An 11850-nucleotide genomic window follows, 5' to 3' on the forward strand; every position below is an offset into this window, starting at 1 on the left:
GGCTTGGTATGATGCCGTACAGCATCGAGTTACCGCCCATGGAGGAACCAGCGCAGGTCGCCTGTCTCCGTCCGGACGCCGTCGCCGCGGCGGTATAGCCAGAAGCGCTCGCCCAGTTCGTCCTCCACCCGGAAATAGTCGCGCACGGACAGGCGCTCGCCCGCGCGGCGCCACCATTCGCCGGTAATGCGCTCGGGTCCCTCGGCGCGGACCACGCGATGGGTGACACCGCGCCAGGTGAAGCGGCGCGGCGGCTGATCGGGCAGTTCGGCGACCACATGATCGACCGGTTCGGGACGGTGCAGCAGCCGCACGGGCCGTGGCCAGCGTGGATGCCAGGGATGATCGCGCGCGCGTTCGTCCAGCCGGCGTACGTCGTCCGGCTTCAGCGCCTCCGCGCGTCCGGGCAGCGCATCGAGCGGCGATGTCATGGCGAGCGAGCGTTCGGGCACGTCGCTTTCGACGGGCGTGACGCGCCACAGCCGGGGCAGGCCGATGCGATTGGCGATGGCGTCCACCAGCGTCGTGAGATCAGGCTCGACCGGCCCGGACAGCGCGCGGGCCAGCGACTCCGGCCCGAGCGGATCGGCGCGGCGGACATGGAGCGCGATCGCATCCAGGCCGTAGCCGGGTTCGATCTCCTCGATCCGCCTGAGCGCCAGGCGGAGCATGTGCGCAGCGTCGCGGGTGGGACGCGCAAAGCCGAGCCGCAGCCGCTGTACGACGCCGTCGACGCGTGCCGCGACCAGCTCCACCGCGCGCGCGCCCTGCCCGGCCTCGGCCAGCGCCACCGTCAGGCGTGGCATCAGCTCCCCCAGCCAATGCTCGATCGCTTCGGGGGTCGCGATCGGCTCGGCGAAGCGCTGCTCCACCGCGATCCGGGTCGGCGGCACTACGGGATCGAGCGGCTCGGGCGCGTGGCCGGTCGCCTGATCCAGCCGGTCGGCGATCGCCCGCCCGAAGCGGCGCACCAGCGGCGCGCGCGGCATGGCTGACAACTGCCCGATTGTGTCGACGCCGAGCCGGGCGAGCAGTTCAAGCGCCGACCCGTCCAGCCGCAGCGCGGCGACGGGCAGCGGCGCGATGGCGGCGGCCTGCTCGCCCGGCCGCACCATGCCGCCCCCGAACCGTGCCAGCGCCCAGGCCGCACCGGCGGTATCGGCGATCGCCACGCGGGCGGTCACGCCGTGGCGGGCGAGCAGGCGAACGAGACGGCGCAGAAAGCGCGCTTCGCCGCCGTACAGATGTGCGACACCGGTCAGGTCGATAAACAGCCCATCGGCGTCAGACACCGCCACCATGGGTGCCCAACGGCGCGCGAGCAGCTCGGCCAGCGCCAGCAGATCGGCGGCGTCGCCCGCCGGGTCCGCCTCGCGCACCGCCAGTCCAGGCACCTGCGCGCGCGCCATCGTCAGCGCGGTGCCCGGCGACAAGCCGAGCGCGCGGGCGGCCGGGTTGCACGCGGCTATCTCCACCCGCGACCCGATCTTGTGCGTGGTCACCAACGGCGGCTCCGCGGACGGTGAAGCATCACCAGGCGGCGGCTCGTCGCGGCACACGCGCGCGACGACGCTGCCCAGCGTGCGGCCGGTCTGGAAGAAGCGGCCCTGCGCACCCGTCGTCACGGCGGGTCCGCTCTTCCCGTGATTGTCGGGGTGCGGCCCCTCGCCCGGAAACTGAACGGCGGGCATGGCGGCGAGCTGCTGCAGGGTCGGCGGAGCGATATACCCGGCCTCGCCGCCATGTCCGTCGCGCGCGCTGCGCCGGGGATTGCGTCCGGAAAGCTTCTGCGCGCGCCGCGCTATCACATCCTCGCCAGGGCCGTGCACCGGCGGCACGGCGGCGGCGCGCGCGATCGACAGCGCCGCGACGGGCGCTTCGTTGCGATAGCGCTCGCGCTTGTCGTCGCTGCGTAAGGCCGCGCCGCGCCCGGCTTTGGACGGGGCGTCCTCGCCCGGAAATTGCAGCGACGGCATCGAAGCGGTCATGCGCGCGGTCGGGCCGAACTCGTCCGAGGGCATCGGCCGGAATGGGTGATCGATCACCTCGCTCTTGCGCGACAGCTCGCCCGATCTGGGTCGCTGGTGCGTCGGCAGCGCAGCGACCGCCGCGTGGAGGTCTTCGCCCTGCCAGCCCCGCGCGCCGGGCCTGAACGGTGGAACGGCCGCCTCGCTGCGCCGCGACAGCTCGCGCAACGGGGCAGGCGCGGCGACCCGCTCCTCGGGCGGACGCGACAGGCCCCTCCTGAACGGATTGTCCGCCGCCTCACTGACCCGGCCCAGCTCGCGTTGTGGCGGCCGTCGGTGCCCGGGCAGCGCCTCGACCGCCGCCGTCACCTGTGCGCGCGAGTCCGCCAGCCCACTGCCGGCGGCAGGGTCACCACGCGCCCAGCGCGCACCCGGTCGCCAGCCCCCTTCCCTGGGCACCGAGCACTGGCTGGCGCGCTCGGCCGCCGCGTCGGCACCGATCGCGTCGAGGGCGGCGCGTCCGTCGGCCTCAGCCGGCGGCACGTGCCGGCGCTCGCGCCGCCGCAACCGGTCGATCGACCAGTGGGGCAGGTAGAGCGAGGCGACCCGCTTCATCGGCGGCCTCCACGATGAGTTCGAAGGGATCGCCGCCGCGCTGCCGCACGCACGCGACGCGCCAGCATGCCCGTCCCATCCCACCCCAGGGAACGGGCGCGGACGGTGCGCTGCCGATGCGCCAGCGGGTGAGGGCGGCGGACGGGATTGCGAACGGATCGCCGCCACCGCGCGCGGGCCGTTTCAGCAGCAGCGCGATCGTGTCGCCGCCCTCGGCCGCCAGCTGCAGCCGCCGGGTCTGCGCGGTGGCGACCCGGCCAGCCTCGCCGATCACCGCGCCCAGCGCGCGGTGCCGCAACCCCTCTTCGAGCAGCGCCAGCAGCTCGGCGTCGTCGCGTGCCTCGGCATACAGCACCCGGCCGGGGTCGAGCCCCGCCTGGTACAGCCCCGGCGCGAACAGGTCGCGCGTGCGGACCACCCACAGCACGGGGCCATGCGTGCGCGCCGCGATGCCGGCGATGAACAGCGTCGCCGCGGCATCATTGCCCCAGCCGGCTCCTTCCGCAGCGACCTCGTGCAGCGCCGGCTCGAGCCCGCCACCGCGGAGCCGATCATCGAGCAGGCTCAGTCCAAACGGCAATACCGGACGCTGGTCGGGCGCATGACCCTCGATGGCGCGTAATTTGTCGCGCAGCGTGGCGAGCGCCGTCGACGATGGGGATGGATTCGACTCGCCGCGCATATGTTCTTGTTTTGTTCGGCAGATCGCAATGAGTCAATCCGCTGATATGCGCAGCTATCGTGCCGACGTGGGGTGCCAGTCGCCCTTGCCGATCAGCGAACGTGGAACCCGGCCGCTCCATGCTCGTCATCCTCATCTCTCGCACGCCCGGCGAGAATGTTCGCCAGCTCGTCCAGCGTGTGCGGCACGTCCAGATGCTCCGCCCCCAGGAACAACCGCGACCCCTCGTCGCGGGGCAGCGCGTGCGTCAGCTTGTCGATGTCGACCAGCGCCTTGCCCGTGGGAAACAGCTCGATCTGTACGAACCGCATGGTCTTTTCCTCTTCACTATCTGCTTTGGACAACGATCAGGTCGGAGATACCGCGTGCCGCGAAAACATCCTTCAGCGGGATCGTGACATCCGCGAGCAGGTTCGGTTCGACGACCGCAGCCTCCAGCACCAGCGATCTTCCCTGCACATAGTCCCTGACCGCGTTGACGCAGTCCAGTGCCACGACGCGGCCCTGGCGCAGATAGATGACGGAGAAGCTCCGCCCCGCCGGATCGCCCCGAAGCACCTCCGCGTCATGGCCGACGGACAGGCCCACCGTCTGCAGCTTGAGATCATATTGGTGCGACCAGAACCAGGGCACCGCCTCATAGGGCTGCGGCTCGCCCGTGATCGCGCGTGCGACCGCGGTCGCCATGTCGTTGGCGTTCTGGACGGACTCGAGCCGGATCGTCGCCCCGTCGGCGAAGCGGCTGGCGTGCGATGCGCAGTCCCCAACCGCATAGACATCGGGCAGCGAGGTGCGGCCGAACTGGTCGACCATGACGCCGTTGCCTCCTTTGGCACCGGCGTCGAGCAGCGACGCGACCGCGGGTACGATGCCGATGCCCACGATCACCATGTCGGCCGGCAGCACCTCGCCCGTCGCCAGGCGAACGCCGGTGGCGCGCCCGTACGACTCCTCGATGCACTCCACCGCCGCGCCGAGCCGGACCTCCACGCCATGCGCGCGGTGCTCCGCCTCGAAGAACCGTGACAGCGCCACGCCCGCGACGCGCGCGAGAACGCGGTCCTGCGCTTCGAGCACCGTGACCTGCTTGCCGAGCCTGGCGAGTACGGCCGCCGCCTCCAGGCCGATATAGCCGCCGCCGATCACCACCACGCGGGTGGTGGTCGCGAGCTCGTCGATCATGCGGTCGACATCGGCGCGGCTACGCACCGAATGGACCCCCGCCAGGCTGTGCCCGGAACAGGCGAGCCGCCGCGCATGCCCGCCGGCCGCCCAGATCAGCGCGCCATAGCCGATCGTCTCGCCGCTATCGGTCGAGACCCGACGCGCGTCCGGGTCGACCGCGACCACCTTGCGGCCGGTCAGCATCGCCACCTCGCGCTCGGCCCAGAAGGCGGCGGGGCGGATCAGGATGCGCTCGAACGCCCTGTCGCCCGCCAGATACTCCTTGGACAAAGGAGGGCGCTCATAGGGGAGCTCCGGCTCCTCGCCGATCACCGCGACCGTGCCGGCGAATTTGCGCTGGCGCAGCGCGATCGCCGCGTTGGCGCCGCCATGGCCCGCGCCGACGATCACCACGTCGTAGCGTGTCACCGCAGCCGCTCCGCATGCCAATCGAGGTGATCGGCCATGAAGGTCGAGATGAAATGGTAGCTGTGGTCGTAGCCGGGCTGGATGCGCAGGGTGAGGTCGATCGCCGCAGCCGCGCAGGCATCCTGCAGCAGTTCCGGGCGCAGCTGCTCGGCCAGGAAGGGATCGGCGTCGCCGACATCGACCAGCAGCTCGCCGACGCGCGCACCATCCTCGATCAGCGCCACCGCGTCGTGGGGGCGCCACGCGGTGCGATCCTGGCCGAGATAGCCGCCGAGCGCCTTGGCACCCCATGGGACCTGGGAGGGCGCGGCGATCGGCGCGAACGCGCTGACCGCGCGGAACCGGTCGGGAAAGGTGAGGCCGATCGTCAGCGCGCCATGCCCGCCCATCGAGTGCCCGGTGATGCCCTGCCGCGCCATGTCGGCGGGGAACTCGGCGGCGATCAGCGCCGGCAGCTCGTCCGTGACATAGGTCCACATGCGATAGTTGGCCGCGTAAGGCGACTCGGACGCATCGACGTAGAAGCCCGCACCCAGCCCGAAATCATACGCCCTGGCCGGGTCGTCCGGCACGCCGTCGCCACGCGGCGACGTGTCGGGAGCGACGAAGATCAGGCCCAGCTCCGCGCAGGCTCGGCGATACTCGCCCTTGTCGGTGACGTTGGCGTGGGTGCAGGTCAGCCCCGACAGATACCAGACGACCGGCAGCCTCTCGCCGTCGGCGTGCGGGGGCACATAGACCGAGAAGGTCATCGACGTGCCGGTCGCCATCGACGCGTGCCGGTAGACACCCTGCACCCCGCCATGCGCCCTGGCGGTCGACAGCGTCTCCATCAGTACACCACCACGCTGCGGATGCTTTCGCCCCGATGCATCAGGTCGAAACCAGTGTTGATCTCGTCCAGCGTCAGCGTGTGGGTGATCATCGGATCGATGGCGATCCTGCCGTCCATGTACCAGTCGACGATCTTCGGCACGTCGGTGCGGCCCTTGGCGCCGCCGAACGCGGTGCCGCGCCAGTTGCGCCCGGTGACGAGCTGGAAGGGACGGGTGCTGATCTCCCTGCCTGCCTCCGCGACGCCGATGACGATGCTGGTGCCCCAGCCGCGATGGCAGCACTCCAGCGCGGTCCGCATCACCTCGGTGTTGCCGGTGCAGTCGAAACTGTAATCGGCGCCGCCGTCCGTCAGTGCGAGCACCGCGGCGATCGTCTCCTCCCGGCTTTGTCCGCGACTGTTGATGAAGTGGGTCATGCCGAACTGCCGGCCCCAGGCTTCGCGGTCGGGGTTGATGTCGATGCCGACGATCGTCGTCGCCCCCGCAAGTCGCGCTCCCTGAATGACGTTGAGGCCGATGCCGCCCAGGCCGAACACGACCACCGTCTCGCCGACCTGCACCTTGGCGGTGTTGACGACGGCGCCGATGCCCGTGGTGACGCCGCAGCCGATATAGCAGCTCGTCCTGAACGGCGCGTCGGGCCTGATCTTGGCCACCGCGATCTCGGGCAGCACGGTGAAGTTCGAGAAGGTCGAACAGCCCATATAGTGGAAGATCGGCTGCCCCTTGTGGCTGAACCGCGTGGTGCCGTCGGGCATCAGTCCCTTGCCCTGTGTCGCGCGGATCGCGGTACACAGGTTGGTCTTGCCGCTGAGGCACGACTTACACTGGCGGCATTCGGGCGTGTAGAGCGGGATGACGTGATCACCTGGCCGAACGCTGGTGACGCCCGCGCCGACCTCGCGCACGATCCCTGCGCCCTCGTGGCCAAGGACCGACGGGAACAGTCCTTCGCTGTCGAGCCCGTCCAACGTGTAGGCATCGGTGTGGCAGATGCCGGTCGCCATGATCTCGACCAGCACCTCGCCGGCTTTTGGTCCCTCAAGGTCGAGTTCGACAATCTCCAGTGGTTGCTTGGCCTCGAATGCAACGGCGGCACGGGTCTTCATCGTTCTTCCTTCCGTGGTGACGCCGTCCAGGATAGCCGGGTGCGCCGCCCCCCACCATGTCGTGACGGTCCGGACGCTTGAGCAGCAGGCGTTGTTCAAATTGCAAGATCTGCATGGCAGACCCGTTGCCCAGATCAAGGCGCGCCATGACCGACCAGTCACGGCAGCCATCGAATTTATTGCGCCTCGTCCGGCACATAGCGCTGTCGGGCACGTTCCATTCGCCCACGGAGAGGATGCGCGTGCCGGACAACCAATCAGACGACCTGCGCCGCATCGGCACGCGCCTGGAGTGGATCTATCCAGCTGATCACGACGATGACATGGCGACGATCATCGGCCCGTTGTTCAGAGAACCCTGGGTCGCCAACGGATCGAGTGCCGATCCTGCGGAAGCCTCGGAACCACAGTCGCAGAGCTGAACAGCCTGCCAAGCTGCACATCCGGCAACGAGCCAGTCACCTCTCGCTAAGCCTGGCGATGCCAATCGCAGAATGCGGCTTGCTTATCACGGCCGCACTGGGGGAAGCAGGGCGGAGCCGTTGCGTACTACTCCGTCCTGCTTCTTCCTTCCTCGTTGAGCCGGACGACGGTGAATTGGTCCCCGGCGCCTGGCTTGGCGACAAAAAGCGTCGTCAGTGAAAATTCGAGGCGCGACATGGTGCCCAAGGGTTCCGCCGCCCGCTACATGAACGATGGCCAAGCTGACCTCCACCCGACGCAGGCCCTCTTCGGTCCTGCGCTCCTTTCTGCATAGCGAAGCCTCCGGCGGCATCCTGCTCATCGCGGCGGCGGCGCTGGCGATGGCTGTCGCCAACAGCCCGGTCGCGACGAGCTACTTCCACCTGTTGCACCTCTATCTGGGGCCGCTCTCCGTTCTTCACTGGATCAACGATGGCCTGATGGCGGTGTTCTTCCTGCTCGTCGGGCTGGAGATCAAACGCGAGTTCGTCGACGGCAATCTGAAGACGTGGGCGGATCGACGTCTCCCGATCATCGCCGCCGCCGCCGGCATGGCCGTGCCGGCGATCATCTATCTCGCCATTGCGGGCCCATCGTCGTCGCTCGCGGCCGGATGGGGGATCCCGGCCGCGACCGACATCGCCTTCGCACTGGGCGTCCTGGCGTTGCTGGGAAGCCGTGCGCCGGCCTCGCTCAAACTGCTCCTCACCAGCGTCGCGGTGATCGACGACATGGGTGCGGTGGTGATCATCGCCGTCGCCTACACGGCGCAGCTCAACCTGGTCGCGCTGGCGGGCGCAGCGGTCATCCTGACGCTGCTGTTCGGCATCAACCGGGCGGGAGAGAAGCGGCTTTGGCCCTTCGTCACGCTTGCGGTCGCGCTCTGGGCGGCCGTATTGCTCTCCGGCGTCCACGCGACCGTTGCCGGCGTGCTCGCAGCATTGGCGATCCCGATCCGGCCAAGCCCCGGCGTGCCCGACGACATGGGGTCACCCCTGCATCGCCTGGAGCACGCCATTCAGCCATGGGTCGCGTTTGGTGTCGTGCCCTTGTTCGGCTTCGCCAACGCCGGCGTATCGCTGCGGGGCTTCGGCTGGGCCGAGGTGTTCGCGCCGCTGCCGATCGCCATCGCGGCGGGGTTGTTCCTGGGCAAGCAGATCGGTGTCTTCGCCAGCCTTCGGATCGCTGTTGCGCTTGGCGCGGGCCAGCGCCCTTCGGGAGCAAGCTGGCCGCAGGTTTATGGCGTCGCCATGCTCTGCGGCGTCGGCTTCACCATGAGCTTCTTCATCGGCGGCCTTGCCTTCGACGACGCTGCGTTGGAACCGGGCATGAAGATCGGCGTGCTCGGCGGGTCACTCCTGTCGGCACTCGCCGGCTATGCCGTGCTGCGGTTGAGCGGCGGGAGCCGAGCCTCTCCGCCGCCCACGGGCTGACGGTCGAAGCTCCACGCTGTCCGTCAGGCCCGGCTCTCCTCGACAATCCCGAGCTTTCGATAATGCTTGCTGAGCCTTCTCAGTGCCGGCGTCACCAACATGCCGTGCATGAGGATGGAAGCCGCGATGATGAGGCCAAGCGTGCCCCACAGGCTGTACTCGTAGTCGAAAGCGGCGTGATTGAACCCATAGCTCAGATAGTAAACCGACCCCAGACCGCGGATCCCGAAAAAGGCGATGATCGCCAGCTCCAGCTTCGGTCGCTTGACCCCGATCAGGCTGATCCAGCCGGCGAGCGGACGGATGATCAGCAACATGATCGCTGCGAACGTCACTTCTTTCCAACCGATGCCTTTCAGCAGCCCGGCAGCGAGCATGCCGCCGAACAGAAGCAGGAGGAGCATCATCACCAGCCGCTCGGATTCGTCGGCGAAATCGTGCAGCCGCTTGTTGAAATCATGCCCCTGCGCGGCCCGGCGGATCATCAGGCCGGCCACGAAAACGGCCAGGAACCCATAGCCGTGAGCGAACTCGGTCGCGGTATACACGACAAGGGTCGCTCCCAACGCGATGAACCCATCGCCGGTTCTCGACAGGCGGGTGCCGGACGGCAGACGGTAGATGATCAACCCGACCAGCCAGCCAAGGCCCGCTCCGACGACGAGCCCGGCGCCAAGCTTCCAGAGCACGTCATCCAGCACCCACTCCGTGAGGACGCTGGCGGTGAGGCTCCCGGCGGCGGCGATGGCGATCGCCAGATGGATGAACGGAAAGGCGAGCGCGTCGTTGAGACCGGCCTCGCTGGTGAGGGCGAACTTGGCTTCCGCCTCTTCCTCGTTCTGGTCATGGTCGATCTGAACGTCGCCAGCGAGCACCGGGTCGGTCGGGGCCAGCGAGCCGGCGAACAGCAGGGCGGTCGCGAGCCCGAGGCCGAGAAGCTGATGTCCGAGCAGCATGACGAGCAGGATGGTGAGCGGCATCGCAATGCCGAGCAGCCGCCAGGTCACGTTCCAGCTCTTCCAGGCGACGGCCCGCTCGATCTTGAGCCCGCCCCCCATCAGCGACACGATGACGATCAGCTCCGCCGCGCGCTCGACCAGCGCCGGCGTCTTGTCGGGGTGCGGAGCCCAAGTGGAGAACGGCGCGAACGAGAACAGGATGAAGCCGATCGCGACGCAGACGATCGGCAGGGAGAGCGGCAGCCGCTTGAGGAGGATCGGCAGCCACGCGACCAGCAGGATCATCGCTCCCAGACCGAACAGGATCCCGAAATAATGTTCCGCGAGCTTGGGCGCCTGGGCGGCGAGAGTGGACGCTTCGGAGAGCAGCGACAGCAAGGGCAGGTCCTATCCGTGAGCAGGCTTCACGGATGGTGAACTGCAGCGTCGTCCCTAACGACCGATCGCCCGCAATGTGCCGAACGGAGCCAGGAAGTCGCTTCTGCTGGATCTTCTCCAGCGAATGCCGGCACATGGACGGCTCGACCGGGCAAGCGCCGCACCTCCGCCGCCCTTGCCATGTGGGCGGACGGTGGCAAGCGGGCTTGCGAAATGAAGCAGACGAAAAAGGCTGGCGCACCCGACATGAAAGCGATGGGCACTCAGATCATTGGGAAACTCTCGTGCTCAGGGCAGCGTGACGACGGTTTTCTACGTCTGCTCAGGGTTCCGCGCCGCTCACGAGTCACGGGTTTCGCGAGCTAGAGTTTTCACCGTCTCAAGCACTTGTCGATTTGGACCGCGCTCCACGATAAAGCCGCAGCGGACGGTAAACCCGTTCGCGCGAGACGGAGGAGGAAGTCGCCTTTGAGCAATCGATGCACCTTGCGCGCGGCTACGCCGATCGGACGCCGACCAACGCTCATGAACGGATGGCGCACGTGACAAGGACGACCGCTCTGCAGACCGAGTCACTTCCCATCACAGCATCGCCCGAGGAACGAAGCTATCTTCGCTCGTCGACGCTTGAAAAGGTCCTGGAGCACCGACTGGTGGGAGAGCTTGCCTCCGTGATGTGGCTTCGTGGCGACCACGATCTCGAGGTGCTGCGGGGCGAGGTTGATGCCCACGGATACGACGTGGTCCTGGAGGCGAATGGAGTTCTGCGCCACATTCAGCTGAAGGCGATGATGGCCGACGGGAAGCGGAGCTCCGTTTCCGTCAACGTGCGGTTGGCGAGAAAGCCGTCCGGCTGCGTCGTCTGGATGCGATATAATCCGGCGGACCTGGCTCTCGGGCCATTCTATTGGTTCGGAGCGGAGCCTGGCGCGCCTCTCCCGCCCCTCGGCAGCCGAGTAGCGAAGCACACGAAGTCGAATTCCCAAGGACAGAAGACGGAACGTGAAGGACATCGCGTTGTCCGCGCGAGCGTCTTCCAGCGTCTCGAGACCGCGGCCGATCTGGCTGAGGCCCTATTCGGTCCGCCCGGCTTCAGCAGGCGCACGGAACTGCTGCGTCGGCACGTGTCCTCGCGGGCCGCCGCCCGCAGGGCCTGAGTGGCTGCTGGCAATTCACCGCGGCGAATTCTGGAAAGTGCCGCATGACCTCGGCTGGGCCGATTCGACGGGCTTGGCGCATTTGGGCGACGGCTATGAACTCGCAAGTTTCGAGGGCCATTCGGATCCATTCCGCGTCGCGGATCGGCGGCTGGAATCCGCCCTCCACGCCGGCGAATGGGACGGCGACCTGATGGTGCGCTGGGAGCTCGCTGTTCTTCGAGCACAGGCGATGGCGGATGGCGGATGGCGGATGGCGGATGGCGGATGGCGGATGGCGCCAAAGGAGCCGGAAGGGCGAATTTTGCAAGCGCTCGAGGCGCTTTGTCGCCAGCTCGCTACCGCGCTGGACACAGGCGCAGGAGCGCCAGAGGTTTGATCGATGAGAGACACCTCGTCCTAGACGACGAAGCCAAGCGATCGTCCAATTTCCGGCTCCCGTGGGAGGAGGGCGGGCGTGCGGCTATCATGAGGAGCTTCGAGCCGCGGCAGGCACCGAAGCCTCTGGAACGCTGACCGGCCCGCGCACTACGAACCTGAGAAGTGATATTTGTTTCGTAACCCCCTTGCAAAGATCAACCTTGCATCGTATTGCTCGCTCATAGCAACTATAACGCAATGGACGAGCAACATGATGACCTACCACGCCAGCCTTGCGC

11 protein-coding genes are annotated in these 11850 nt (G+C 68.0%); 4 read left to right on the top strand and 7 right to left on the bottom strand.

What is annotated here, in order from left to right; genetic code table 11:
• Nucleotides 1-29: 29 nt before the first annotated feature.
• From JWN21_RS02350 to JWN21_RS02375, 6 genes are all read right to left on the bottom strand, one after another.
• Complete coding sequence (locus tag JWN21_RS02350) at nucleotides 30-2582, bottom strand: DUF6504 family protein (RefSeq protein WP_299645822.1); 2553 nt, start codon at nucleotides 2580-2582, stop codon at nucleotides 30-32.
• Nucleotides 2497-3264 (bottom strand): protein ImuA, encoded by a 768-nt coding sequence (locus tag JWN21_RS02355; protein ID WP_299645824.1) that lies wholly within the window; start codon nucleotides 3262-3264, stop codon nucleotides 2497-2499. Before JWN21_RS02355 ends, JWN21_RS02350 begins: the two co-directional genes overlap by 86 nt.
• A gap of 92 nt (nucleotides 3265-3356) precedes the next feature.
• Nucleotides 3357-3575: a hypothetical protein gene (locus tag JWN21_RS02360; RefSeq protein ID WP_299645826.1), complete on the bottom strand. Its 219-nt coding sequence runs from the start codon at nucleotides 3573-3575 to the stop codon at nucleotides 3357-3359.
• A gap of 16 nt (nucleotides 3576-3591) precedes the next feature.
• Complete coding sequence (locus JWN21_RS02365; RefSeq protein WP_299645828.1) at nucleotides 3592-4857, bottom strand: FAD-dependent oxidoreductase; 1266 nt, start codon at nucleotides 4855-4857, stop codon at nucleotides 3592-3594.
• The gene (gene fghA, locus JWN21_RS02370) at nucleotides 4854-5690 is read right to left on the bottom strand and encodes an S-formylglutathione hydrolase (RefSeq protein WP_299645830.1); all 837 of its coding nucleotides are present in this window, start codon (nucleotides 5688-5690) and stop codon (nucleotides 4854-4856) included. Before fghA ends, JWN21_RS02365 begins: the two co-directional genes overlap by 4 nt.
• Nucleotides 5690-6802 (bottom strand): S-(hydroxymethyl)glutathione dehydrogenase/class III alcohol dehydrogenase, encoded by a 1113-nt coding sequence (locus JWN21_RS02375; protein ID WP_299645832.1) that lies wholly within the window; start codon nucleotides 6800-6802, stop codon nucleotides 5690-5692. The genes fghA and JWN21_RS02375 overlap by 1 nt, the downstream gene beginning before the upstream one ends.
• Nucleotides 6803-6948: 146 nt before the next feature.
• Between JWN21_RS02375 and JWN21_RS02380 the strand changes: the two genes are divergently transcribed.
• Together JWN21_RS02380 and nhaA are read left to right on the top strand one after the other, a co-directional pair.
• Complete coding sequence (locus JWN21_RS02380; protein WP_299645834.1) at nucleotides 6949-7224, top strand: hypothetical protein; 276 nt, start codon at nucleotides 6949-6951, stop codon at nucleotides 7222-7224.
• A 273-nt stretch (nucleotides 7225-7497) separates the two neighbouring features.
• Nucleotides 7498-8697 (top strand): Na+/H+ antiporter NhaA, encoded by a 1200-nt coding sequence (gene nhaA / locus JWN21_RS02385; protein WP_299645836.1) that lies wholly within the window; start codon nucleotides 7498-7500, stop codon nucleotides 8695-8697.
• Nucleotides 8698-8720: 23 nt separating this feature from the next.
• Here the strand turns inward: nhaA and JWN21_RS02390 are convergent, their stop codons facing one another.
• A complete protein-coding gene (locus tag JWN21_RS02390) occupies nucleotides 8721-10034 on the bottom strand; it encodes a cation:proton antiporter (protein WP_299645838.1) in 1314 nt (437 codons plus the stop codon).
• Nucleotides 10035-10513: 479 nt separating this feature from the next.
• On the opposite strand from JWN21_RS02390, the gene JWN21_RS02395 reads away from it, so the two are divergent.
• Together JWN21_RS02395 and JWN21_RS02400 are read left to right on the top strand one after the other, a co-directional pair.
• A complete protein-coding gene (locus JWN21_RS02395; protein ID WP_299645840.1) occupies nucleotides 10514-11191 on the top strand; it encodes a hypothetical protein in 678 nt (225 codons plus the stop codon).
• Between the two features lie 37 nt (nucleotides 11192-11228).
• Nucleotides 11229-11570 (top strand): hypothetical protein, encoded by a 342-nt coding sequence (locus JWN21_RS02400; protein WP_299645842.1) that lies wholly within the window; start codon nucleotides 11229-11231, stop codon nucleotides 11568-11570.
• The last annotated feature ends 280 nt before the right edge of the window (nucleotides 11571-11850 follow it).

It is taken from the genome of Sphingomonas bacterium, assembly GCF_028292945.1.
Classification (GTDB): domain Bacteria; phylum Pseudomonadota; class Alphaproteobacteria; order Sphingomonadales; family Sphingomonadaceae; genus Sphingomonas.

Excerpts from the sequence above, each read along its gene's own strand:
- JWN21_RS02350 (WP_299645822.1), bottom strand. The coding sequence starts at position 2,582 with ATGAAGCGGGTCGCCTCGCTCTACCTGCCCCACTGGTCGATCGACCGG.
- JWN21_RS02355 (WP_299645824.1), bottom strand. The coding sequence starts at position 3,264 with ATGCGCGGCGAGTCGAATCCATCCCCATCGTCGACGGCGCTCGCCACG.
- JWN21_RS02360 (WP_299645826.1), bottom strand. The coding sequence starts at position 3,575 with ATGCGGTTCGTACAGATCGAGCTGTTTCCCACGGGCAAGGCGCTGGTC.
- fghA (WP_299645830.1), bottom strand. The coding sequence starts at position 5,690 with ATGGAGACGCTGTCGACCGCCAGGGCGCATGGCGGGGTGCAGGGTGTC.
- JWN21_RS02375 (WP_299645832.1), bottom strand. The coding sequence starts at position 6,802 with ATGAAGACCCGTGCCGCCGTTGCATTCGAGGCCAAGCAACCACTGGAG.
- JWN21_RS02380 (WP_299645834.1), top strand. The coding sequence starts at position 6,949 with ATGACCGACCAGTCACGGCAGCCATCGAATTTATTGCGCCTCGTCCGG.
- nhaA (WP_299645836.1), top strand. The coding sequence starts at position 7,498 with ATGGCCAAGCTGACCTCCACCCGACGCAGGCCCTCTTCGGTCCTGCGC.
- JWN21_RS02395 (WP_299645840.1), top strand. The coding sequence starts at position 10,514 with ATGCACCTTGCGCGCGGCTACGCCGATCGGACGCCGACCAACGCTCAT.